This window comes from Bacillus sp. JJ1764, assembly GCF_036962145.1.
Lineage (GTDB): Bacteria > Bacillota > Bacilli > Bacillales > Cytobacillaceae > Neobacillus.
Genome location: NZ_JBALNY010000040.1, coordinates 278 through 24,909, shown reverse-complemented (window position 1 = coordinate 24,909; position 24,632 = coordinate 278). Strand labels below are relative to the sequence as shown.

Sequence of the window (24,632 nt, the reverse complement as noted above, 5' to 3'; positions counted from 1 at the left end):
ATTTTCCTTTCGTTATATTTCATTGATCGCTTTATGCACTTCCTGATTTGAATCATCAAGTTTTGGAGCAATAACGATAACAAAGTACAGATACCCTAGTAACAGGAGCAAACCGGAAATGAAAAAGGGCAGAGTATAGTTTCTGTCAGCTAGAATCCCTCCAATAGCAAATGCCGCCATAGCCGAACCTATACTGCGAAACACGGCTCTCATTCCCGCATACAAATCACGCTCTTCATCTTTAAAAGAAGACATCGAGAGGCTGTCGGCCAAATTTGTCAGTATGGTAAAAAAACCGCCTCGGATTACTAATAATACAGAGAAGAAAAATGGCTGTACGTTTAAAAAAAGCAAACCACATAAGACCATGTTCACGGAGTATATGAGGAAAAACGTTTTTTTCAATCCCATTCGTTCAATCAGAAATGGTGAAATAACGGAACCAATAAAAAGGGCCAAGCCATTCAAAGCTAAAATGATTGATACGATTTCATTCGAGAAATCATAGCGAAACTTGGCAAATAAATTCAGGTAAGGCTGCAAACAGGCTGCAGCACCGCCAGTTACAAAAGCAAACAAGGAAAACCATATTAACTTTTTTCGTAATGGGTGAGGGATCCTTATGAATAGGTTTTTTTGCACTCTTGGCAAGGAATTCCCCAGTTGCTCCTTTGGAAGCAGCGCAGCCCTAACCACGGCAAGGACGATGAAAACGAATGCGGCCACTAGCAAAGTGTTTCGATAACCTCTTGCTGTCAAATCAATCCAATCTGGCAATAACCCAGCCATTAATGTTCCCACTCCTGTAAAAGCAGTAAAAACTGCAAACATAAAACTGTAGGCTTGTGTCTCTTCCTTTATAGACCTGCAGTAATAAAACAAAAGCTGGATTTCCGTAGTTTCCACAAGGGTCAGACCAAGTGAAACGATAAACTGTGCGGTCAAAAATAGGGCAAAACTTTTTGAAAATGCAAACACACTGCATCCAACTGCAATACAACCAATTCCGATGATGAGCAGTTTTTTTCTGCCTGTTTTTTTCGCTAGGATGCTTACAGGAATGGCAAACAAGCCCATAACCAATATTCCGATGGAAGTGATCAGTCCAATTTGCCTTTCTGAAATTCCCAATTCAATTAAATGTAAGTTTAATAGTAAATTAAACATGCCAATGCTCAGCCCGTACAATGATTCTGTGGCCAAAAAACGTTTAACTCCTGATGACAGGGATAGAGATTGCAATGACTGGATCATGGTATGCTTCTAACCTCTCTTCATAAAAATGCGTACAACAAAAAGGTTCTGGCCAGACAGGAATCCCCCTCTGACCAGTCCTCAGTTCTCTATTAAAATGGCTATCCTTTTATTCCTGATTTCGAAACATCCTCCATAATATATCGCTGGGCTGCAAAGAAAATGATCAATGGAGGAATACTGATCAAGAATGTAATTGCCATAATCCCTTCCATATTGACGCCGAACATTCCCCTAAACTGAGCCAAACCAAGAGTCAGTGTATATTTGCTTTGATCATTCAAGAAAACCAACGGGCCTAAATAATCATTCCAGCAATTTAAAAAGCTGAATACACCAACAAGAATTAAGGCAGGTTTCATTAAAGGCAGATAAATTTTATAAAAAATTTGAAAGGAGTTTGCTCCATCGATCTTCGCTGCTTCATCAAGCTCCTTCGGAATCCCCATGATAAACTGACGAAGAAGGAAAATAAAGAAAGGAGCGCCAAACCATGCAGGTACAATCAACGGTTTTAACGTATTCAGCCAACCAAGCCAATTAAATTCCATATATAAAGGAATCATTGTTACTTCCCAGGGAATCATCATCGTGGCAAGAAGCAAAATGAACAGAAAATCCCTTCCTTTAAATTGAAATCTGGCAAATCCATAGGCCACCAAGGAAGAGGAAACAATCTGGCCCAGTGTTGCCATGATCGTTACCGTGAGTGAATTGGTTAAAAACTGCGTAAAGGGCTGAGATAGCCAGGCCTCTTTAAAATTTTCAAAATGAAATTTGGCTGGTATCCATTTGGGAGGGAACTGATAAAGCTCTTCCGGCCCTTTTAACGATGTCGTGACCATCCAAAATAACGGTGCCAAAAATAACAAAGATACAAAAATTAAGAGAATATATACAAAAGCTTTTTCAATCCTGCTTTTCTTTTTCATAGTAATAACCCCTCATATTCTGAGACTCATGAAATCTATTTTTTCTTCTTCACTTCTCCTTCGTAATAAACCCATGCAGACGAGGATTTAAATACTAGCATGGTCAACCCCAAAACAATCACAAACATAAACCATGCGTTAGCAGAGGAATAGCCCATTTTAAAGTACTTAAAAGCATTTTCATACTCATACATTGCATAGAAATACGTAGACTTAAGCGGGCCCCCGCCTGTTAAAACTAGAGCCAGGGTTAACTGCTGAAAAGCAGAAATAATCGTAGTGATTAGATTAAACAAGATAGTTGGTGTCAACATGGGCATGGTAATTTTGAAAAACTGGGTGAATTTATTTGCACCATCGATGGAAGCAGCCTCATATAGTTCTTTGGGAATGGCTTTAAGGCCGGTCAGAAAGATTAACATCATTTGCCCTTGTCCCCAAAGGCTGGCAATGACCATAGCAACCAACGCCCAGCTAGTATGATTGAGCCAATCAGGTCCTTTTATTCCGAATAATGAAAGAAAATAGTTTAGGATGCCGTATTCACCGTTAAAAACCCAAGCCCAAATCATCGCAAGAGCAACACCCGAAATGACAGAAGGCAGATAGAAAAAGGTCCTGAAAAAAGAATGGCCTTTCACATTTTGATTCAATAGTATGGCTAAAAATAAAGCAATAATCAGATTTAATGGAACAAATAACAAGGCAAATTTCGCAGTCACCCATAGTGATTTCCAAAACAATGGATCTTCCGTGAACATAGTTTTATAATTTCCTAGTCCGATAAACGTCGCCTTGCCAACAATGGGCCAATCAAAAAAACTGATAAAAAGCGAATAGAGCAACGGTCCCAATGTAAAGGCTAGAAACCCAAATACCCATGGGGCAATAAAAAGAAAGGGGACAATTTTGTCCCACTTAAACTTCTTTTTTGGATCTAGCTCTAAATGCGGTGTTGACGAGGAAGTTAGCAATTTCATAATAAACACCCCATTGTATTTCTTACTTAACGTATTTCTCAGAGTCTTTTACTGCTTGGTTCAATAACGTCTTCGCATCCTGCCCCAGCATGATGGCATTGATGGCAGATGACAGGTTACGATTGATATCCTTCCAATTTTTATTTAAAAGGAATGCAGGTGTATCTGTTGAGCGTTCCAACATTTTATAAAAAGGACTAATCATCGGATCTTGTTCCATATTCATTTCTTTTACAACACTGATTCTTACTGGTAAATCTGCTGTACGCATCTTAATTGCTTCCGGAGAAGAGTAGAATTTCACAAATTTATAAGCTAGGTTCTTGTTTTTTGAATCCTTTGCAATAGAAATCGCAGATGCAGCAATCACACCTTTTGAAGGCTTACCTTCAAAGGATGGAACCTCAACCGTTCCAAAATTGATTTTTGCTTCCTTGAATCCTTGCAATGGCCAGATGCCGCTTTCCCACATGGCAATTTTTCCGGCTTTAAAAATATCATCGCCGCTTTGTTGGTTTTTCCCGCCAACAAGTACCGCACTTTTATGTTTTAAAAGCTCACTTAAGACACTGACTGCCTGTACAGTCTCCGGACTGTTCATAACATCTTTGATCTTCTTTCCATCCTTACTGATGAAACTGCCCCCATTACTCCACACAAGTCCTTGGAGATCATACGTATCCGGTTCCGGCACGACTCCAAAACCATATTGCTTTTTGGCCGGGTCAGATAATTTCTTGGCAATTTGTTTGAACTCATCCCACGTCCAGCCGTCCTTTGGATAAGGAATATTGGCCTTGTCAAATAAATCCTTATTATAGTACACCACTCTGGTAGTAAAACCTGCTGGCATTCCATAAGTTTTGCCGTCCATGCTTGAATAATTGAATAATCCCTGATAAAAATCGTTTAAATCCAATTCAGAATCACCTTCTAAATACTTATCCAGTGGTTCAAGGGAATCATAATACGCAGGAAAATTCCACATATACATGACATCCGGGGGATTTTTTGCTCCAAACGAAGCAGCAAGCTTTTGGTCAAATCCATCACCGTACGGCTCTACTTGGACTTTCACACCACGATTTTTTTCTTCAAATTTTTTAGCGATTTGTTGTTGGATCTTTAACGCCTCACCAGTATCCCACGTCGCAAATCTCAGTGTTGTATTTCCCTTGCCGCCCTGATTGTCACTTTTTGATCCAGAAGAATTTTCTCCGGAGCTGGATTTCGAACAGGCTGTCAAGGAAAACATGCTTACCAGCAAAACAATCATTGCCATGATGCTGACTTTCTTCATTTAGTCTTTCCCCCTCAATGAATATAAAAATTTAACCGCTTTCATTGTATCTTTAACGAAAGCGGTCTCACACATAAATTCATCTTCACTTTTTCGTAATAATGTTTTATATTTACCAACTGTTATGGTACAGGGGCGAATTTGTTCTAGCTGTTTCGTCTTTTTGTTTGACGGTACTCAGATGGAGTCAATCCGGTGCATTTTTTAAACCATTTGCTAAAATATTTTCCGTCCTGAATGCCAATCTTCTCACCAATTTGCTGTAACGTTAGCGAGGTGGCCTCAAGCAACTCGCAAGCTGCATTTAGTTTGAATTTTTCCGTAAAATTGTAAAAGCTTTCCCCCACCGATTTTTTAAAAAGCGTACTGAAATGACTTCTGCTCAAATTCACTTTTTGGGCAATCTCTACTGATGAAAAGGAATGAGAAAGATCATCTATAATCATCTGAACGGCCTTTTGGATCGGCTCAGGCCATTGATCAATTGAAACATTAAATTGCTGCTCAATTTTAAAATTACTATATAAAAAATGAACTCCAGTCAACCATTGCTCTGTTCCAATATTAGGTCCGTTTACATTCCATTGGAGTGCCGGGAAATTTTGTTTCGCTTTTATCAACAAAGTCTCAAAATGATTATGTAAGACCTGGGGAATAAACATAAAGCATTGATCGTGTCCACAGATAATTTTTGTTGTGATATCTGGAAACAAAATGTCCATATGTTGTTCCACTGATGATATTCCTTGGCCCAGGTGAATTAAATGGTAGATGTAAAAAGGTTGATGGATCCAACTCCATTCACCCTTACATTTATCCTCCAGTATGGATGCAAAAGAATTATCAAACCCGCATAGCCATTCATAAAACTCTTTTGTGAGTGCCGTCGCCGGGATAGCAGAAGAACTATTCTTCCCTTTTCCAATCTCATTTGCAAATTGAGTCAGGTACTCTTCAAATTCCTCATCTTGGAAAGCCGTTTTTAATATGTAGCCAGCCGCACCAAGCCTAATCCCCTCCTGGGCAAACTCAAAATCGCGATGACAACTTAACAAAAGAATTTTCGTCCCCGGGGCCTTTTGTTTTATTTTTCGTGCCAATTCTATTCCATTCATCTCAGGCATAACAATATCCGTTATAACTACCTCGGGTGAGTGTTCAATAAATAATTCCAACCCCTTTTGCCCGTTGGCTGCATCTCCGCAAACTTCCATATCGAATTTTTGCCAATCAATCGTTGCAATTAAGCCTTTCCTTACAATGTATTCATCATCAATTATGATTACTTTTATCATTGGAAGCACTCCTTTTCGGCCAGCACATGATGATGATCGTACCTTGCCCTGGTGTAGTATTTATCCTCAGTCCGTATTCATTGCCAAAATGAAGCTTTAGCCGTTGATCCACATTATAGACTCCGATTCCATGCCCCTTCTCATTCACTGGATGTGGCCTTAATAGACTCCTTGCCGTTTCCTCACTCATTCCTTTACCATTATCAACCAAAGTTAATTCCAGAATGTCAGATTTTTCCTCAACAGCCAAAGTAATTCTTCCTTTCCCATCCTCAAAGGCATGAAAAAAGATATTCTCAAATAGCGGCTGCAGGGACAGCCTCGGTATTAAAAATTCAACACATTCTGGTGAAACATTTTCCTCATAGGAAAACATATGTCCATAACGGATTTCCTGGACTTTTAAATAATGGCTAATGGTTTTAAGTTCTTTTCTCAAGGGAACCAATTCATCAGAAAAATTGAGGTTTTCATGAAGAACCTCAGTTAAATGGTAAATCATCAACTGAACTTCCTTAGCATTCGAAAGCCTTGCTTTCCATTGAATAGAGTTCAGGGTGTTGAATAATAAATGCGGATTGATTTGATAGTGAAATGCTCTTAATTCTGCTTTTCTTTTTAACCTTTCTGTTTCGTTTATTTCCTTAATTAATTCCTTAAGCTGCTGAACCATGCTATTAAAGCTTAGTGACAAATTGCCGATTTCATCATGTTCCTTGACTGGAATTCTAGTTTCCAATTCACCGGCACTGACCCGTTCCATTGACTCCTTCAGCTTTCTAATCCTCTTTGCAATTGGCGCAGAAAATATCATTGCGAGAAGGCTGGCAAGGAGAATCGAAAAAAAGTTTCCTAAAATCGTATAATTAAAAATGACATTAGATGACTGATAGAATAGTCTTTTGGGTACCCGGACTTCTACTTTCCAGTTATAGGATTTGAGTGTAGTTTTTCTGACAATGTCACTTGAAAGTTCCTCGCGTTTACTTTTTGTTTGATATACTACATTATTTTTTTCATTTCGAATCGTTACAAAGGCGTGGACATCCTTTTCTAAAAAACGGATATAGGAAAATAGTTCATCGGCCTTCGTTTCAACGAGAAGTTTGCTTCCTGATAATATTCCATATTGACTTTGAATAGGAAGAACTAGGCCGATCATATTTGCAGGCGGACGATCTTGATAATAATCGGCTTTGTAAAAGCCAATCCAGCTCTCTCCCTGACTCAGCCGACTCGCTTCCTGCCAAAATGGCATGTTAAACAGATTCTCTGTATTAAGCAGGTTGCTTCCATAGTAATATCCTGATCTGGTAATTAAATAGATTCCTTTCGTATTAAACGTTTTATGTGCCTCAAGATATCTTTCAAAATTCTTTTTTTCAATAAATCCTTCGTATGTCTTGGGGGCCTCTTCTTTCAGGACAATTAAAGTCGGGTCGGATAAATATTGATGAATATCATTTGCAACCACATACATTTGTTCGATCGTATTGTCCAACTGTGTTTCAAGCTGGGATACGGCAAACTTTTCATAATTATTATATTGGCGGTTAACAATCGAAGAAGATTTTTGATAGGAAAGAAAACCAAATAATAAAAGAGGAATAAGCGCCACCACAATAAAATACAGCACCATTTTCGTACGCAAACTCCCAAATAACAACCTTTTCGACCTATCTACCAATCTATAAACATATCCGCTCACGATTAATGCCCACTCCCCGTCCATTCCAGTAAAAGAAACCCGCTGACATCATTCTACATTCCTAACGCACAAATAGGCAATCCAATATCCAAAACAAAAAAGGTACCCTCCCAAAAGGAAGATACCTTTTTTGATTATTTTATGTCCACTGGTGACGGACAATTGTCCACAAGCGGTGCCTGTCACCCAAGTTGTTACCCAATTATTTCTTCTTCGCGTGTTTGCGCATGTCGAAGGCTACTGCGACGACGATGATGGCGCCTTTGACGATGAATTGGATGTATGGACTTACGCCTAGGAAGGCTAGGCCGTAGTTGATGATTTGGAAGATAAGTACGCCTGTGATGACGCCTGGGACGGATCCGACGCCGCCTGATAGGGATACGCCGCCGACTACGCAGGCTGCGATGGCGTCTAATTCATACATGTTTCCTGTGTTGTTGGTGGCACTGCCGACGCGTCCTGCTTCTAGTGTTCCGGAGAAGCCGTAAAGTGCTCCGGCAAGCATGTAAATGAGAATGAGATACTTGGCCACATTAACTCCTGAAACTTTGGCTGCTTCCGGGTTGCCTCCAATGGCATACATATTTTTACCAAATTGAGTTTTGTTCCAAAGAACCCAAATTAAAATTGTAGCGATAATGGCATAGAAAATTAGGTAAGGAATTTCATAGGATCCTACAGGGATACCCTTTTGAGCAAAAGTTGTAAAAGTTTTACTTAAACCACCAATTGGCTGTGCACCGTATGGAGGTCGATCAAAATAAATAGATGTCAATCCATAAACCGTAATCATCATACCCAGGGTTGCGATAAACGGAGGCACGTTTAATTTTGCAACAATGACGCCGTTTAGAGCACCGATAAGCCCGGTAATAACCATAGCAAGTAAAATTGGCACAATAAGAGGCAATTCGTGTAAATGCGGATACATTTTATATGCATAATCAGATGCTTGTAACATGGAAGCTGAGACCACCGCAGCAAGACCAACCATACGTCCGGCAGAAAGGTCAGTGCCAGCGGTGATCAGGATGCCGGCCATTCCAAGAGCAATGATGATCCGTGACGATGACTGACTTAAAATATTTAGCAAGTTCGTAACTGATAAAAAGTCCGGAGAAGCGATGACAATCCCAATTACAAGCAAGATTAAGAATACATAAATTACATTGTCAAATAGCCATTTGGTGATAGTGGATTTTGATGAAGCCTGATTATTCATATAATCTCCTCCTAGTACAAAGCTGCCAATCGCATGATTTCTTCTTGTGAAGTTGTTTTGGTATCAACGATTCCGGCCGCTTTTCCATTACTCATAACTAAAATTCTGTCTGTTACTCCCAGAAGCTCAGGCATTTCGGATGAAATCATGATAATTCCTTTTCCTTCTGAAGCTAATTGGTTAATTAACTGATAAATTTCGAATTTTGCCCCGACGTCAATACCTCTCGTTGGCTCATCTAGCAGTAAAATTTCAGGCTTTGTTAACAGCCAACGGCCGATAATGACCTTCTGCTGGTTTCCGCCGGAAAGGCTTCCGATAGGGGTTTTTTGTGTCGGTGTTTTGACCTTCATCGAATCAATCACCCATTGGGTATCACTGTATACCTTGGCATCTGATAGAAATACCCCGCCTGTTTTATATTGTGATAAGTTAGAAATAATCGAATTGAAGCTTATGCTTAGCTGCGGAAAAATTCCCGTTGATCTTCTTTCTTCTGTTACAAGGGCAAAACCATTTTTAATCGCATGCTGTGGTGAAGAATTTTTAACCTCCTTGCCATGCAACTCGATCTTTCCAGAATTAATCGCTCTAATCCCGAATAGCGCTTCAACCATTTCAGTCCGCTTCGAACCAACAAGTCCTGCAATTCCAAGGATTTCCCCTTTCCTCAGTTCGAAATTGACATTAATAAAAGATGGCTGTGTTTCCGCAGTCAGGTTTGATACTATTAAAATCACATTCCCCGGCTGATTCAATTTTTCCGGAAAACGCTGAGATAGATCACGGCCTACCATCAGTTTGATAATTTCGTCAGTCGTCATTTCCTTCGCACTTTTCGTGGCTATGTACTGACCATCGCGCATGATCGTTACTTCATCAGAGATTTTAAGAATTTCCTCCATTTTGTGAGAAATATAGATTATAGCTACGTTTTCACTTTGAAGTTTGCGAATAATCCTAAATAAATGATTGACCTCATTCTCGGTTAATGATGATGTCGGTTCATCCATTACAATAATTTTCGAGTTGTAGGAGACAGCCTTAGCAATTTCGACCATCTGCATTTCAGAAACGGATAATGTGGCTACTTTACTTCGTGGGTCAATATTAATGTCAAGACTTTTAAAAATTTCCTTTGTTTCTTCATACATTTTCTTTTCATCGATAAAAAAGCCTTTTCTTGGATAACGGCCGAGCCAAATATTATCCATAACACTTTGTTGACGAACCTGGTTTAATTCTTGGTGCACCATGGAAACCCCATTTTCGAGAGCTTGTTTGGAGTTGGTAAATACCACCTCTTTTCCATCTAGAAGGATTTTCCCTTCATCCATGGAATAAATACCGAATAGACACTTCATTAAAGTTGATTTCCCTGCACCATTTTCCCCCATTAAGGCATGAACGGATCCCGGCTTTAATTTCAGAGAAACATTATTTAAGGCAAGCACCCCGGGAAAACGTTTGGTTATATTAAGCATTTCAAGAATATTGGCCTTATTGGCTTCTGACATAAGCGAACCTCCTCGCTATCCTATTAAAAAATATGAGATGCATGAAGAGCCGGCTTCTCATATCAACATGAAAGATTTTCATTTTTCTAGTTGGGACGGTGTCCTGCTCCAAACGGAGTATAGCCCCGAACGAAAGAAAAGTTACATCTTTTCCTTCGTTCGAGGAGCGCCTTGCCCTGATTGGGCCGGACAAAGGCGCTGTTTGATCTAGTAAGCTAGCATTTCTGATTGTTAGCTTAAGTGTCTAGGGGACTAAGGGGTCAAAGCCCCGGACTAGGCACTTTTACTATTCTTATTGATAAGCATCTTTACCTTCTTGAAGGTTGTCTTTTGTAATGATCTTGTATGGTACGCGAACAGCCTTAGAGTCATCAAGCTTCCACTCTGTTCCATCTAAAACGTCTTTACCGTTTGCAGCATTTGTAGCAAGCTGAATCGTTGCTTTCCCTTGATTTTTCGCATCATTTAGAACAGAACCAACCATCTTGCCATTTTCAATCATTTCAAGTGCTTCTGGAATAGCGTCAACACCTACAACCGGCATAAATTTGTCGCCGGAGAAATAGCCTGCTTTTTCAAGAGAAGCAATGGCACCTAGAGCCATACCGTCATTGTTTGCAATAACAAATTCAATCTTATCGCTGTATTTTGCCACCCATGCATCCATTTTTTCAGTAGCCTTGGTAGCATCCCACATCGCTGTATCCATTGCTAATTCTTCTACGCCGATGCCTTTATCCTTTACCGTTTCAACTGCATATTTTGTACGAGCTTCAGCATCAGGGTGTCCAGGTTCACCTTTTAATAATACATATTGGATTTTGCCATCATGGTTTTTATCCCACTTGTCTTTGTTGGCTTCCCATGCTTTCGCAATCATTTCACCCTGAAGGACACCTGACTCAGAAGAAGTTGTTCCTACAAAATAAGCTTTGTCATAACCTTTTAATACGCTTGCATCCGGCTCTTTATTAAAGAAGATTACCGGGATGTCCTTTGGTTTTGCTTTATCAATGATCGTTTGAGCCGATTTAGGGTCAACCAAGTTGATCGCTAATGACTTTGCACCTTTTGCAATCAATGTATCTACTTGTTCGATTTGTTTTATTTGGTCATTTTGAGAGTCGTTCAGCATAAGATTAATTTTACCTTTTGCTTCATCCTGCATGGCACGGCGTACATAAGACATGAAGTTATCGTCAAACTTATAGATGGTTGCACCAACGGCAGGAAGTTTGCTGTCCTTGCCGCTGCCTTCAGAGCTGCTTGTAGAACTACTGCAGCCGGTTGCTAGTAGAATACTAGAAGCTACTGATAATGATAAAATTAAACCTTTTTTCATTTTACCCATGTCATCATTCTCCTTTTTATAAATTCATCTGTTGCAAGCGCTTAACTTGTAAGCCTTTACATACATGTTAGCATGGGCAAAATTATTACAATAGGTCGAAAGTATAGCATTAAATTGTGATATTCTAGACTTTTTTGCAAAGATTGAAATATTGTTGAAATAATCCTAATTATGAATAGGATATTTAAAGAACAGGTTGATTGGAGCGGAAGGCACGTAGACTCCTGCGGGAGTACGGGGCAGGGGAGACCCCGCAGGCGCTAGCGACGAGGAGGCTCCCCGGAACGCCCGCGGAAAGCGAAGTGCCTGAAGCGGAAACCAACCTCCCAGTTTAAGAGGACCTTTGAAAAACAAATACCAGCTCTAATAAAAAAGCTGGTATTCTCACAATATATTAACTTACAATCGCCTTGCGGTACTCAGACGGCGATAATCCTGTCTGCTTTTTAAATACTCGGGAGAAGTAATTGGGATCCCTGTAACCGACTGAATAACAAATCTCTTTTAAACTCTTCCCGGGGTTTTCCATTTCCGTTTTTGCGCGATTAATTCTAATTTCTGTCAAATAATCAATAAAGGTCATGCCAAACCGATCTTTAAATAATTTGCTAAAATAGAACGGGCTTAGTTCCACGTATTCAGCAACCTGCTCTAAGGTTATGGAATCTGAATAGTGAGACTCGATAAATTCCTTTGCTTTTTGAAGCATACCTTTAGCATGATTATTCCGCCAAGCCTGTACATGGTTGACAACCGCTAATAAATGCGATTTGGCTTTTTCTACTGTCTTCTTTTGATTTTCCGTGGCATCGAAAGTAGGGGACTGCTGATAGTTAATGCCAAGGTCATGAAGCATGCGGGAAATCAAAATAAACAATTCATCAAAAGCCTTAATGAAAACAGGTGTTTTCCATTTTTCTTTTTCGGCCTGTTTTGTGACAAGAGTATCAAATAAACGGAGAACCTGATTTACATCACCTTGACGTAAGGAGTCTAACAATTTTTTCTCTATTTCTAAAAACTCTGATATAATTGGGATTTCTTTGTTATCCCGCTTATTCGAAATGATATATTTTCGCTGCGGAGAATTTTGCAATTGTCCGATGGCCATAACTGCATCATGATAGGATTGGTTTAATTCATAGGCATGCTTATAGAGCAGGCCTACCCCTATTTTTAATTCTGCACGGAAAGGGCCCTTTATAAATTGGTTGAAGATCTGATCGATGATCGATTGAGCATTTAATTTATGTTGGTACTTTTCTGTTGTATTTTTACAAAGAATCAGCACTGGAACCTGATTTTCTGTCATCGGACCAATCATGATTTCTTCCTTTTCCCGGGCCGATTTCAAGTGTCCCTTCAACCATGAATACCAATTCTGCTTCTCTGCCAAGGATACTTCGGTTCCTTCCTTAGGTTCAATAAGGAACAGCATCACATATCCTGAAGTAATCTCAATCCCCAATAATTCCCCCCATTCATCAAATGAAATATCTTGGATTTGGTTTAGAATCATGGATGAAACCCATTCCTTTTGAGCGATCGAAACAGCTCGATTTAGATTCTCCATCAGACTTTGCTGTTCAATTTTATGTCTGCGTTCGGACCTAATTTCGTCAACCACCCGGTTTAAACTGGCGAGAATATCTTCGGTACGACTTGGTTTTAAGATATATTCTTTTACTCCTTGCTGCATGACTTCCTTGGCATATTCAAACGTATTAAAGGCAGACACCATGATAAATCGAATATCTGGTGCAAATTTTCTAATTTCCTTAACGGCCTCCACTCCATCTATTCCTGGCATTTTTATATCCATAAAAATTAGGTCAGGACGGAGTGTTTTAGCCATTTCAATTGCTTTTCTCCCATTTCGGGCCTCTCCAATGACTGTCACGCCCTCTTTGGAGCTATTTATAATTTTTGTTAACGCCTTCCTCTCAAGAACCTCATCATCAACAACGAGAATGTTTAACAAGATTCTCCTCCCCCTTTTGCGGCATTGGCAGGTATCATCAATCTAAAAGTCGTTCCTTTTCCCGGTTCCGATTCAATTGCTACGATGTCATTCCGTTGATAAAAAAGCTGAAGTCTTCTGATTACATTTTTCACCCCTATACTTGTGGAATGACCTTTTGATTTTTGCAGCTCAACTAACTCATCCGGTTCAGAATCTGCTGGGTTCAAATATTGAAGCAGTTTATTTTTTACGGTTTCAGACATCCCTTTTCCATTATCAATCACTTCCACATTGATCTGCTGATCCCACCGATAAATATGAAGGCGGATTTCACCCTTTTCCTCATAGGATTCTACCCCATGAATGAAGGCGTTTTCAATTAAAGGTTGCAGAATTAATCGTGGAATTTCAATATCCAAACATTCTTTTTCAATTTCTGTGATAAATTGAATGCGTTCCCCAAATCTAGTTTGCTGAATAAAGAAGTACTCTTCGACAATTCTTACCTCCTCTTGAAGCGTGGAGGCCCGATTAAAATCACCCAAATTATAGCGGAGTATGGCAGCAACGGCAACGATTAATCTAGAAGTTTGGTCTGCGTCTTCCAAATAGGCCATCTTGGATACCGTGTTTAAGGTATTAAACAGAAAATGCGGGTTGATTTGATTTTGCAGGCTTTTTAACTCTAATTCCTTTAAGAGCTTGTCCAATTCAGATTTTTGCTTAATTTCCATGACAAGCTGCCTAAGGTTGGCCCTCATTTGATTAAAGGTCTCTGTTAAAGGCTTGAGTTCATCCTTTGAGGATATTTTAATATCTTCACCCGCTAAATTTCCAATTGCTATTTCTTTTGCCGCTTTAGAGAGAAGACTAATTGGTTTCGTGATTCCGCCTGAAATCCACAAAGCCAACAGGGTGCTTAGAAAAAATGCTGCTGTGAACAAGGCAAATGACATTAGTCGATAGTAATGATTTTGTTGATCCATTTGCTCGTAGAACTGCTGATAGTGAGTCAATTTATCATTTAAAATATCCAATGTACTTTCATGAAGAAATGAGGCGGTATTTAACACTTCATTAAAATGGTCAGAGTAACGGTTAATATCGTCCACCTCAAAAGCCCCGACAGTTGCATCACATTCGTCTATAAAACTCTCAATCATATTTTTATAGTTTATGAGGCTGATATCACCAGAATCCATCATTTGATTTAATTTTTTTTGATCTTTAATTAATAGGATTTTCTCTTTACGATAATCCTTTAGATAGGTCACTTCTTTATCAAGAATATAGGCGTGGAGCTTATCTGTAATTAAATTGGTTCGTTGAGAAATATCGTTAAGCAGGAGAAATCGTTCAAAGCTATCATCATATTCTCCTACTACCTTTTCGCTGCTCTTGTAAAAAATAACGCCAACTGAAGTTAATAATACAACCAGTACAATAAAATACAGCAACAATTTAGAACGGATACGAAATAGCATTAGCGGACCCCCTCCAAATCTTCCTGCTGTAACTTTGTCAAATCCTTCGCCCGCATGATTCTTGTATTTGTGTGAACGACCGTCTGGACCTCTCTACCTTTTATAATATCAATCATCATATTGACAGCATCGTAGCCCATTTGAAAAGGCTGCTGCACCACGGTAGCTTGAATCGTTCCTTTACGAATATAAGCGATCGTTTCAGGAAGATTGTCAAACCCCATAATATATAGATGATCCTTACTTTTGTATTTTTCAACAACTTCGGCAATGCCGATACCATCAAGGGCGCTCGTCCCGAAGAAAGCGGTTACTTCAGGGTGACTTTGTAAGATTTGATACGCCTTTTCAGCGGCCCTTACCCGGCTGATATTCGATTCCTCCTCAGCCACTATATGGATTCCCGGTTCTGATTTCACTGCATCCTCAAAACCTTTGACCCGCTGCTGCTGATGGTTTTTGTAAAAACTTCCAGTAATAATGGCCACATTGGCCTTACCGTTTGTATCCGCAATCAAGGCCTTTCCGGCCATATAACCTGAAAAATAATTATCTGTTCCTATGTATGCTAGACGTTTGCTATTAGCTGCGTCTGTATCAACTGTAATGACAGGGATTCCTTTTTCCACAACGCGATTAATTAACGGAGTAAACTGCTGATCGCTCAACCCCTGGGTCATAATGCCATCCACCTTGGAAGCAGCTGACATTTGGATCGTCTTAAGATGATCATCGATATTCGCCTGCTCGGGACCCACATATTCCAGCAATACATGGTTTTGCATCGCAGCCGCCCTCGCTCCTTTTTCAACCAGGCGCCAATACTCATTATCAAGTTCCTCCGGCACCAGCACAAAATGATACTGATACTTAGCCTGCACCTTATTCTCTATTGGCAGCTGATGCGTCAACACCTTATACCCATAAAACACAGCGATCGAACAACTAATGACAAAACACACAGCACCCACCACATACGCCAACACCGACCACCTGCTACCCATAAACCCCCCCATATGTAAACACGATCTAAACCAAAAATATATGTAACATTATACATTATATCCCAAAGCAAGTCTGTGAAAATAAGTTGGTGACAGGCACCGCAAAAAGACAAAAGCGGCCAATTTGTCCACGCCACACGGACAAATTGTAATGTATTTACAAATTATGAATCCCCTGTTATTTGCAGCCAGGGGATTCGTTTTTCTTTGTTATTTTTTTATTTGAGTTTTGATGTCTCCGTATTTGTGGAGGGCATTTCTCCATAGTAGAAATCCGGTTTCCATTAATGACAAGCTTAGGCCTACCCAGGCAAATAAATAGGAGCAGGAGTAGTTTTCATATTGTAAATAGGGATCTTTTCCTTCGATGGGGTGATTTTTCGGTGGTACTGATTTTGATTGGATTGACGTCTCATGAGGTTCCTTTGTTTCTTCTGGAACTTCTGAAACCTTGATTACCTTTATCGTAGGTTCTTTTTTTTCCTGCTTATTCGATGTTTCCGTAATGTTTACAGCTACAGATTTTTTGTCCCCCACCGCCTTGTTATAGCTCACAGACATGGAATCCATGGCATCCGTGATGACCTGTATCAGTTCTCCCTCTGAAAAATCCTTAATCGAAATCCATCCACGCGCATCTACCTTATATCCTTTATCACGAATGAGTTCCGAAGACATGTATTTCCCAAGAACATAGCCATTGCCACTATGGTGCAATTGAGTCGCAATGACCTGTCCTTTTTTCTTACTCTCGGGATAGACAAAATTAACCCGTCCATGACTAATTTGCTTCTCCTTCAGCTTAAACGAATGAAAAATCGCCTTTTTTTCCTTCAGTGATAACATCGAACGAAATCCCCTTTCTATCCCGTTAGATTTGTTATATGTACTTATGCCAAATACTATTCTTCAAAACATAAATCTCGTAATTTCCGAAACAAAATGATGATATTTGTCCCCACGAATTAGCATTTATTTGGTGGAAAATGGAGTGTGAGAGGGTACGGCCCCCATAAATTGGATATTCAATCGATTAATAAGTCATTTGATTTCGAGTAATTTTCAAAATTGGTTGTCAGTATTCCAATCGGGTACAGAAAGGGAATTTATGTATAGAGGTATTCCATATAGAGAAAATAAATTTGACTTTCCATTCTATATTTTGGTAATACCAAGAAATAGAGCTGAACCACTTGAATTTCATTGGTGGGTGGATCTGACCCAACCAGATGATATTAACCAATTAAAATGCCCATTCTACAAATAAAATAAATTGAGAAACGTTCACTGTAAGAAAGATGGTGTAAATAATTTGACTAATATACTCACGAATTTAATCCAAGATAAAAATTCTGATAGTTATCCGTTTTTTAAGGAGTTTTGCATCCTCAAAGATATGGGACTTAGGAAAGATGCCTTTAAATCGTTAAAGAATTTATCAAAGGGGTAAATGGATGGCGAACTAAACAGAAAAAGGAATTTGTTCATTGGCTTTTTAAATGGTTCGAGGAATCAGAAGATATACACTATGTACTTGTACACCCACTAGAAGAAAACGTATTAAAACCGATACTTGAGGATTGGATAATTGAAGATCCAAAAGACCCACAACCATTTAGATGGTATGGGTTATTCTTAAAATCCGAAAATCATTTGACGCACCTTGAAACAGCACTAAGGGTTGGTGGGAAGAGTGAACAAAGAGTATTGTTGGCGATCATAAACTATTATTTTAATTCCCTTGAATTTTCTTTTCACCACATTTCTGAAGATGCGTACCTTGGTGATATTTATGAGGATCAGGACTCCGTTCTGAAAATAGAAAACCTCTCTAAAGAAATCATCGATGTTGAAAGTAAAAAGGATGTTAGCGAAAGTGTAAATTATTACAAGAATCTGTTAAGTGACTGGATTGCTTTTAATAGCACGGGTAAAAAAGGATTTCTTAAATGGTGTGCTGATAAGGGTAAAGAATATGGTTGGACTAACTCGTACTATTATGAATAGATTATGAAGAAATGCACTTAAACTCTTGTGGTTAGATTCTTCAATAAAGAAGGATCGACTTTTCCTTATTGAAGTAAAGGGGGAGGATAGTACAAAAAAATGGTAAAATAAAATATATAATAAAAGTGGATGATTATAATGGGTGCTTGGGGTACAGCAATATCATCAAATGATGATTACGCAGATGTATACAGAACAGGAGCGAGTGATAACCTTACAAAAAGATAATTACGTAAAATATAAATTTGACGTAATTAAAGAAGGAATTTTAAAAGGGGCGTCGAATATATCATTTATGAGGTGAATTTTATGCGTAATCAAAACAAACAGCAAGATTTTAAAAAGCTGCAAACCATCCTTAATGAACTGCCTTGGTATGTAGATGAATTTATTAATCACAAATTACGAAAACTTTCCACCGCATCGCTGTTCAATTATTGTCATGATTATAGAATCTTTTTTAATTGGATTGTGAGCGAAAATTTATGGACTGGAACCATTAAGGATATACCATTAGAGCGTTTGGAAAAAATGACGGTTTTAGAGATTGAGAGTTTCTTAAATTATCTGCATTACGAACTAGATAATAAGGAATTAACCGTCAATCGCAAACTATCAGCATTAAAATCTTTATTTAATTATTTGCAAAACATTGCTGAAACCCCTGATTTAAAGCCGTATATCAACCGTAATGTTATGGCTAAGATCGAGTTTAATGAAGTTAAAGAAACAATGGAAACCAAGGCAAATAAAATGGAAGGAAAAATACTGCTTGGTGATGAATATGAACGTTTCAGACTGTTTGTAGCCAATGATTATGGTGAATTACATAAAGAAAATAAAAAGCTATATAACTTTCATCAATTAAACAAAGAACGTGATACAGCAATTGTTTCTCTTATTTTAGGTTCTGGATTGCGTTTATCTGAACTCGTTGGCATTGATCTAGATGATATTGATTTTAGCAAGTATTGTGTTCGGGTTATCCGTAAGGGAAATAAAGAACAATATGTGTTTTTTAGCCAAATCGCAATGGCTGATTTGCAAGATTATTTGACCATTAGAGCATCCAAATACCAAGTGGATAAATCTAATAAGGCATTATTTATTTCGGCACCGATTGGTCCAAAAGGAAAATCACGCAGACTTACAGCGAGATCCGTGGAAAAACTGATTGAAAAATATGCAACAGCATTCGGTAAACCATCATTATCAGTACATAAATTACGGCATTCATTTGCAACCAGATACCACGCTGAAATCAATGATGTACCGAAATTAAGGCGGCAGCTGGGCCATTCATCGATCCAAACGACGATGATTTATACTCATATTAAGAATGATGATCTAAAAACGGCTGTTGATAAGATGGATATGCCAAAAGAACAAGCAGATTAGAGGTACTTAATCAAAAAACTGTTATCCCCTGTTGAATGACAGTTTTTTGATTAGTTTACATAATATAATTATAGTAATAAAAATATCTCTCGTCTCAAAAACCTAGTATACTTAAGATAATGAGACAGAAGAAATTTTTTAATAAAATTACACTTCCTGAATCTTTCCATCAATAATGGTCATTTCAATATTGGTTTGAAGTAATTCATCCGGTTCTTCCAAATTCAACAGATTTTTCGAAAACACGGTCATATCGGCGAATTTTCCTCTGGATAGCGTCCCTTTCACATGTTCTTCATTGGTCGCATAGGCTCCACCTAATGTAAATAGCTTAATAGCATCGTACAACGATAATTTCTCTTTTTCGTTCCATCCGTTATGTTGATCATCTGGCGCCCTCCTTGTTACAGCAGCATGAATGCCTAATAATGGATCGATTGGCTCAACCGGTGCATCTGAACCACCCGCGCTTATAACACCTGCAGTTTGTAATGTTTTCCAAGCGTAGAGGAATTCCTCCCTCTCCTCCCCTATTCTATCCAGAATCCATGGATAGTCACCCACAATAAATCTTGGCTGAATATCAGCAATTCTACTCGGTTTTGCTAATCGAGAAACTAAATCCGCTCTAAGCAATGAAACATGGATGATACGATCACGATGCTCTACCGGTGGAAATTGATCCAGGATATTTAAAACGTTTTCCAAAGCTTGATCGCCAATCGTATGGACCGCAATTGGCATATTACGTTCTCGAACACTTTTCACCATTTGATACAGCGTCTCCTGATCATGCATGGCTTTTCCCAATTGTGTCGGAGAATCCTGATATGGCAGGGATAGCAGGGCTGTTCTTCCCCCAAATGCACCATCAGCAAACATTTTAATGGCCCCAATTTGTAATTTCTCATTACCATAACCCGCTCGCATTCTTCGCTCTTTTAAGCGTTCCAGATACGGAAAATCAATTAAAAGATTGCAACGAGGTCCGATCCCCTCACCATTAGTTAATTCATCATACATTTGATAGGTCTGATCAAAACCTCCTAAATAAGCAGGATCATTCGTATGTACCCCAGTTAAACCTTTTTTAATTGCAAATTTCATTGCATGCGCCAGGCCGTCTTTCAATTCTTCATACGTCTTTTCTGGGATATGTGCTGTAAATAGTTTGGAAGCAGATTCCAAAATTAGTCCAGTAGGTTGATGGGTCAGAGAATCAACAACGACGCTTCCACCCTGAGGTATTGTAATGTTAGGATGATAATTTGCTATTTCAAGAGCCTTGCTATTCACTAAAAAGGCATGATGGCAAATACGTTTTAAATAGATGGGACAATGTGGTGCCACTTGATCTAACTCTTCAATCGTTGGAATGGTCCCGCTATCAAACTGATTTTCATCCCATCCCATACCAACAAGCCAATGTCCGGGCTTTACGGTTCTAGCTCGTTTCTTGATCCGATCAAGCATCTCTCGTTTGGATGTTACACCAGTTAAGTTCAAGTCTAATAAATGAAAGGCCACACCCGATAAATGCAGATGACTGTCAATTAAGCCTGGAGTCACCGTTTTTCCTTGTAGGTCAATTACAGTAGAATGGCTCCTTCCCCACTGTAAAACCATATCCTGATGGGAACCTAGATCCACAATTTTTCCATTCTCTACAACAACGGTTTCTACTAATGGATGCTTCGAGTCTAACGTATGAAACACTCCGTTTGTATAAATCGTCTTACCCATGATTGGCCCTCCGTTCTCAAAAAAATAGGGGATTCTATTTCTAACGAATCCCCTACTCTACCTTTCATCATACAATTAATTTTATTGATAATTCAACCAATTTATTATCAACCCTTAGCAGCCAGATATTCATCCAAAGAATACACTAAATTCCCACCTATATATGTATGTAAAACCTTAATCTGGTCAATTCTCTCGGAAGGCATGTTGAAAATATCTTGATTTAGAATAATGAAATCCGCATAATATCCTTCTGCCAACTGTCCCACAGATGGAATCCGGGTTATTTCCTGTGCTTCACGAGTATAAAGCGTAATAACCGTCTCGATGTCTAGTTTCTGATCTTGTCCGGTATCTGTTCCATCATATGCATGGCGGGTAACAGCTGATTTCATGCCAACAAAAGGATTAACAGGATCCGCCCAGGCTGTTGCCGGTGCATCTGAAGAAAAAGCAAGCTTGATCCCTTCTTGTAACATGGATTTAAATGGATAAGTTTGTTTTGTGCGTTCATGCCCTAAGTTTTTCAGATAACTTTCAATTTCAGCAAAGATAAAGATGGGTTGAGAAACAAATGCAATTCCTTTTTCTGAAGCTCTTTTTATCGATTTTGCTGTAGGCATTGCTGCATGTTCAATTCTAATAGATGGTCCGTCCGAGATCCAACCTTCAGTTTCATAGAAGGTATCAACGATCAAATCTATGGCCTGTTCACCCATCGCATGGACAACAAGCTGAATATCATTTTGCTTTGCGGCTTTAGCCGCAGCTAATAGTTCCTCACTGGTTGTCGTTTGAATGCCGTAGTTCTCCCCATCTCCTAAAAAGGGAGGATTCACCCATGCTGTTTGCCCCGATACACTCCCATCGGAAAACAATTTTACTCCGCCAATATGGATTTGGTTTTCTCTAATGAGTTTCTCTTTATTCATAATTGGATTATTTTTTAATTCATCCCAAATATAGTAGAGAACTGAACGTTGTTTAAGTCCTCTTTCACTTGCCAAGTGATACATGTCAAAATAATCAATGGGCTCCCTTAATCCCATCAGTTCTGTAATCCCTGTAATACCATGTGATAATAATACTGGGCTAAGTTCAGCCAACATGGCTGCATTTTCTTCTATCGTTTTTTTCGGCATTTTTTTTAGGATAAGGTCTTTAGCATTTTCAAGTAAAACTCCTGTTGGTTCACCATTTAAATCACGGTCAATTTTTCCGCCTTGTGGGTCAGGCGTATCCTTCGTGATTCCTGCTAATTCTAATGCTTTGCTATTTACCGAGATAATGTGGGTGCAAGTTCGGGTGATGACTACCGGTACGTCTGGAGCGACCTGATCCAAATCCCAACGGTTCGGTGCTCTTCCCTCCAATAACTTCCCTTCATCATATCCCCAACCTTCAATCCAATTGTCCCGCGTATGAGATTCACGGACCAAACGGATCTGCCCTTGTAAATCAGCTATTGAATAGACCAGTGGTGGAGTACAGGCAATTTGATTAGCAGCCCCTGCCAAAAACAGCGGATGCATATGAGCATCAATCAAGCCCGGCAAAACTCTTTGACCTTGAAGATCAACCAAGTTTCCTTCCATTTTTTCTAGTTCATTTGACTCCCCAATCCATTTGATTTTCCCGCCCTGTACGACCATGGCACTCGCATATGGTTGTTTAGGATTGGCAGTAAAAATCTTGCCATTTAAAAAAGTAGTCACTTCATTCATGCAGAATTCTCCTCTCAAATCGTGCATTGGCATTGAAATTGTTCACAAGTAGTGCGGTGTAAAGAAATCTAAATGCTTTTCTATACCTTATTTAAACTCAATAACAATCCGAAATTCAATAAAAGGTGCTTAGAAAACGATAAAACCTCATTAGATGTAACATTTCAGACATAATTAACATTTTGTATGTCGCGGGAAACCAAAAACTGTCATGTCATCAAAAATACCTTTTAGTCAATTTCTTCAAATTTATAAATGACATAAAAAAAGTTTGACACTATACTGTCAACAACAGTATAGTGTTATTAACAGTACATTATTATAAAATTAAATACTTTAAACTAGGAGGTCATTTATTTCATGAAACATACCGGGAGACATACAGGTGCATTTCTATTGCTGTTTTTAACAGAGGGAGATAATTACGGTGGGAAACTTCTGCAAAAATGTGAGGAAGAGCTCCCCATTAATCCTATTGATAGTGCCATATTATATCGCACACTTAAAAAATTGGAGGAAGAAGGTGCTGTTGAGTCATATTTGAATACATCTGATCGAGATAAACCGATAAGGATGTATAAAATTACGGCCGTTGGAAAACGAAAACTAGAAGATTTCCAAATTGATATTGAAGAAAAAATGAAAAATTTATCTTTTTTCCTAGAAAAATATAAAGAATTGAAGGCCAATCATAATGATTAGTGGAATGATTCTTTATTCTATCGCCACTATTTATCTTGGAATTTCCTTCATGAAAGACAAACATAAAACAAAGACAGCCATCTTAGGTTCATGGAAAATGTTTCGAAATGTTTTGCCAGATATTTTAGCGATTATGCTATTTATTGGGCTAACATTGTCTATATTGACACCCTCCCTAATATCTTCCATAATCGGTGAAAATTCAGGCTTACTAGGTATCATTTATTCCACCATTATTGGCTCAATAGCTTTAGTTCCAAGCTTTATTGTCTTTCCTCTCGGGCATACATTAGTTCAAAATGGTGCTGCCCTTCCACAAGTAGCTGTATTAATGTCGACATTGATGTCTGTCGGTTTTATAACTTTACCCATTGAACAAAAAACATTTGGACGAAGTTTTGCATATACTCGAAACTTATCGGCCATTGTGATGTCTCTTCTTTTCGCATGGATGATTGGGGTGATCATCACATGAAAAAGCTAAAAAGATATCGGTTCTTTTTTATCTTATTACTTGCACTGTTAGTAACCACATTAGTGAATCAAACCACTGCTATAAAAGCAGTTCAATTAACTGGAAATAGTATATTTGATATGCTATTACTTCTTCCTCCAATATTTCTATTAGTGGGGTTACTGGATCAGTGGGTAAAGAAAGAGACACTGATTCGATATATGGGTGAAAAATCCGGTATTTATGGCATCTTCTTCACCTTATTATTAGCAACAGTAGCTGCTGGCCCCCTTTATATTGCATTCCCAATTGCCGTTCTTTTATTGAAAAAAGGAGCAAGTGTTCGGTACATGGTGTTTTTCTTAGGAGCTTGGTCAACGGTGAAATTACCTGTTTTAGTGTATGAATTCACTTCATTCGGTCCTCAATTTACACTTATTCACATCTGTTTTGGCCTTGTGTTCTACTATTTAACTGGAATTCTTTTTGAAAAAGTTTACAGCAAACAAAAATTATTAAAATATAATTTAAATCAGGAAGTTTAAGTCATTAATTACAGTTTCATTTAAGCTTTGTTAATCATATTTCACT

Annotated in this window: 20 protein-coding genes; 5 read left to right on the top strand and 15 right to left on the bottom strand. The window is 38.6% G+C overall.

From position 1 onward, the window contains the following. Nucleotides 1–12: 12 nt before the first annotated feature. The 13 genes from V7083_RS06605 to V7083_RS06545 form a co-directional block, all read right to left on the bottom strand. The gene (locus tag V7083_RS06605; RefSeq protein WP_335476588.1) at nucleotides 13–1,203 is read right to left on the bottom strand and encodes an MFS transporter; all 1,191 of its coding nucleotides are present in this window, start codon (nucleotides 1,201–1,203) and stop codon (nucleotides 13–15) included. 152 nt (nucleotides 1,204–1,355) lie between these two features. Further along, nucleotides 1,356–2,186: a carbohydrate ABC transporter permease gene (locus V7083_RS06600; RefSeq protein WP_335476587.1), complete on the bottom strand. Its 831-nt coding sequence runs from the start codon at nucleotides 2,184–2,186 to the stop codon at nucleotides 1,356–1,358. 35 nt (nucleotides 2,187–2,221) lie between these two features. Continuing rightward, nucleotides 2,222–3,166 carry a carbohydrate ABC transporter permease gene (locus V7083_RS06595; RefSeq protein WP_335476586.1) on the bottom strand — a complete coding sequence of 315 codons (945 nt, stop codon included), beginning with the start codon at nucleotides 3,164–3,166 and terminating at the stop codon, nucleotides 2,222–2,224. Nucleotides 3,167–3,188: 22 nt separating this feature from the next. Next, nucleotides 3,189–4,466, bottom strand: coding sequence for an ABC transporter substrate-binding protein (locus tag V7083_RS06590; RefSeq protein ID WP_335476585.1), 1,278 nt, complete (start codon nucleotides 4,464–4,466; stop codon nucleotides 3,189–3,191). Nucleotides 4,467–4,612: 146 nt separating this feature from the next. Further along, nucleotides 4,613–5,761 (bottom strand): response regulator transcription factor, encoded by a 1,149-nt coding sequence (locus V7083_RS06585; RefSeq protein WP_335476584.1) that lies wholly within the window; start codon nucleotides 5,759–5,761, stop codon nucleotides 4,613–4,615. Beyond that, on the bottom strand, nucleotides 5,739–7,412 hold the full coding sequence (locus tag V7083_RS06580) for a sensor histidine kinase (RefSeq protein WP_335476583.1): 1,674 nt from the start codon (nucleotides 7,410–7,412) through the stop codon (nucleotides 5,739–5,741). The genes V7083_RS06585 and V7083_RS06580 overlap by 23 nt, the downstream gene beginning before the upstream one ends. A gap of 259 nt (nucleotides 7,413–7,671) precedes the next feature. Next, complete coding sequence (gene mglC / locus V7083_RS06575; RefSeq protein WP_335476582.1) at nucleotides 7,672–8,694, bottom strand: galactose/methyl galactoside ABC transporter permease MglC; 1,023 nt, start codon at nucleotides 8,692–8,694, stop codon at nucleotides 7,672–7,674. A gap of 11 nt (nucleotides 8,695–8,705) precedes the next feature. Beyond that, nucleotides 8,706–10,211, bottom strand: a complete 1,506-nt coding sequence (mglA, locus tag V7083_RS06570; protein ID WP_335476581.1) for a galactose/methyl galactoside ABC transporter ATP-binding protein MglA — start codon at nucleotides 10,209–10,211, stop codon at nucleotides 8,706–8,708. A 292-nt stretch (nucleotides 10,212–10,503) separates the two neighbouring features. Then, nucleotides 10,504–11,562, bottom strand: a complete 1,059-nt coding sequence (gene mglB, locus V7083_RS06565) for a galactose/glucose ABC transporter substrate-binding protein MglB (RefSeq protein WP_335476580.1) — start codon at nucleotides 11,560–11,562, stop codon at nucleotides 10,504–10,506. A gap of 394 nt (nucleotides 11,563–11,956) precedes the next feature. Then, nucleotides 11,957–13,543, bottom strand: coding sequence for a response regulator (locus V7083_RS06560; RefSeq protein WP_335476579.1), 1,587 nt, complete (start codon nucleotides 13,541–13,543; stop codon nucleotides 11,957–11,959). Continuing rightward, entirely contained in the window at nucleotides 13,537–15,009 is a 1,473-nt protein-coding gene (locus tag V7083_RS06555) for a sensor histidine kinase (protein ID WP_335476578.1), read from the bottom strand. The genes V7083_RS06560 and V7083_RS06555 overlap by 7 nt, the downstream gene beginning before the upstream one ends. After that, complete coding sequence (locus V7083_RS06550; protein ID WP_335476577.1) at nucleotides 15,009–16,013, bottom strand: sugar-binding protein; 1,005 nt, start codon at nucleotides 16,011–16,013, stop codon at nucleotides 15,009–15,011. The genes V7083_RS06555 and V7083_RS06550 overlap by 1 nt, the downstream gene beginning before the upstream one ends. A gap of 210 nt (nucleotides 16,014–16,223) precedes the next feature. After that, complete coding sequence (locus V7083_RS06545) at nucleotides 16,224–16,859, bottom strand: hypothetical protein (RefSeq protein ID WP_335476576.1); 636 nt, start codon at nucleotides 16,857–16,859, stop codon at nucleotides 16,224–16,226. An 861-nt stretch (nucleotides 16,860–17,720) separates the two neighbouring features. On the opposite strand from V7083_RS06545, the gene V7083_RS06540 reads away from it, so the two are divergent. Together V7083_RS06540 and xerS are read left to right on the top strand one after the other, a co-directional pair. Next, the gene (locus V7083_RS06540) at nucleotides 17,721–18,020 is read left to right on the top strand and encodes a hypothetical protein (protein ID WP_335476575.1); all 300 of its coding nucleotides are present in this window, start codon (nucleotides 17,721–17,723) and stop codon (nucleotides 18,018–18,020) included. Between the two features lie 309 nt (nucleotides 18,021–18,329). Beyond that, the gene (gene xerS, locus V7083_RS06535) at nucleotides 18,330–19,418 is read left to right on the top strand and encodes a tyrosine recombinase XerS (protein WP_335476574.1); all 1,089 of its coding nucleotides are present in this window, start codon (nucleotides 18,330–18,332) and stop codon (nucleotides 19,416–19,418) included. Nucleotides 19,419–19,565: 147 nt separating this feature from the next. Here the strand turns inward: xerS and V7083_RS06530 are convergent, their stop codons facing one another. Together V7083_RS06530 and V7083_RS06525 are read right to left on the bottom strand one after the other, a co-directional pair. Further along, complete coding sequence (locus V7083_RS06530) at nucleotides 19,566–21,161, bottom strand: amidohydrolase (RefSeq protein ID WP_335476573.1); 1,596 nt, start codon at nucleotides 21,159–21,161, stop codon at nucleotides 19,566–19,568. Between the two features lie 107 nt (nucleotides 21,162–21,268). Next, nucleotides 21,269–22,885 (bottom strand): amidohydrolase, encoded by a 1,617-nt coding sequence (locus V7083_RS06525; RefSeq protein WP_335476572.1) that lies wholly within the window; start codon nucleotides 22,883–22,885, stop codon nucleotides 21,269–21,271. 360 nt (nucleotides 22,886–23,245) lie between these two features. Between V7083_RS06525 and V7083_RS06520 the strand changes: the two genes are divergently transcribed. Genes V7083_RS06520 through V7083_RS06510 form a run of 3 tightly spaced genes read left to right on the top strand, consistent with a single transcriptional unit; the run spans nucleotide 23,246 to nucleotide 24,586 of the window. Further along, nucleotides 23,246–23,587 carry a PadR family transcriptional regulator gene (locus V7083_RS06520; protein WP_335476571.1) on the top strand — a complete coding sequence of 114 codons (342 nt, stop codon included), beginning with the start codon at nucleotides 23,246–23,248 and terminating at the stop codon, nucleotides 23,585–23,587. After that, nucleotides 23,580–24,062, top strand: coding sequence for a hypothetical protein (locus V7083_RS06515; RefSeq protein ID WP_335476570.1), 483 nt, complete (start codon nucleotides 23,580–23,582; stop codon nucleotides 24,060–24,062). Before V7083_RS06520 ends, V7083_RS06515 begins: the two co-directional genes overlap by 8 nt. Next, nucleotides 24,059–24,586: a permease gene (locus V7083_RS06510; protein WP_335476569.1), complete on the top strand. Its 528-nt coding sequence runs from the start codon at nucleotides 24,059–24,061 to the stop codon at nucleotides 24,584–24,586. Before V7083_RS06515 ends, V7083_RS06510 begins: the two co-directional genes overlap by 4 nt. The last annotated feature ends 46 nt before the right edge of the window (nucleotides 24,587–24,632 follow it).

Bases quoted from the DNA above. Each gene is read 5' to 3' on its own strand.
- V7083_RS06600 (WP_335476587.1), bottom strand. From the start codon at position 2,186: ATGAAAAAGAAAAGCAGGATTGAAAAAGCTTTTGTATATATTCTCTTA.
- V7083_RS06595 (WP_335476586.1), bottom strand. From the start codon at position 3,166: ATGAAATTGCTAACTTCCTCGTCAACACCGCATTTAGAGCTAGATCCA.
- V7083_RS06590 (WP_335476585.1), bottom strand. From the start codon at position 4,466: ATGAAGAAAGTCAGCATCATGGCAATGATTGTTTTGCTGGTAAGCATG.
- V7083_RS06585 (WP_335476584.1), bottom strand. From the start codon at position 5,761: ATGATAAAAGTAATCATAATTGATGATGAATACATTGTAAGGAAAGGC.
- mglC (WP_335476582.1), bottom strand. From the start codon at position 8,694: ATGAATAATCAGGCTTCATCAAAATCCACTATCACCAAATGGCTATTT.
- mglA (WP_335476581.1), bottom strand. From the start codon at position 10,211: ATGTCAGAAGCCAATAAGGCCAATATTCTTGAAATGCTTAATATAACC.
- mglB (WP_335476580.1), bottom strand. From the start codon at position 11,562: ATGGGTAAAATGAAAAAAGGTTTAATTTTATCATTATCAGTAGCTTCT.
- V7083_RS06555 (WP_335476578.1), bottom strand. From the start codon at position 15,009: ATGCTATTTCGTATCCGTTCTAAATTGTTGCTGTATTTTATTGTACTG.
- V7083_RS06550 (WP_335476577.1), bottom strand. From the start codon at position 16,013: ATGGGTAGCAGGTGGTCGGTGTTGGCGTATGTGGTGGGTGCTGTGTGT.
- V7083_RS06545 (WP_335476576.1), bottom strand. From the start codon at position 16,859: ATGTTATCACTGAAGGAAAAAAAGGCGATTTTTCATTCGTTTAAGCTG.
- xerS (WP_335476574.1), top strand. From the start codon at position 18,330: ATGCGTAATCAAAACAAACAGCAAGATTTTAAAAAGCTGCAAACCATC.
- V7083_RS06530 (WP_335476573.1), bottom strand. From the start codon at position 21,161: ATGGGTAAGACGATTTATACAAACGGAGTGTTTCATACGTTAGACTCG.
- V7083_RS06525 (WP_335476572.1), bottom strand. From the start codon at position 22,885: ATGAATGAAGTGACTACTTTTTTAAATGGCAAGATTTTTACTGCCAAT.
- V7083_RS06520 (WP_335476571.1), top strand. From the start codon at position 23,246: ATGAAACATACCGGGAGACATACAGGTGCATTTCTATTGCTGTTTTTA.
- V7083_RS06515 (WP_335476570.1), top strand. From the start codon at position 23,580: ATGATTAGTGGAATGATTCTTTATTCTATCGCCACTATTTATCTTGGA.
- V7083_RS06510 (WP_335476569.1), top strand. From the start codon at position 24,059: ATGAAAAAGCTAAAAAGATATCGGTTCTTTTTTATCTTATTACTTGCA.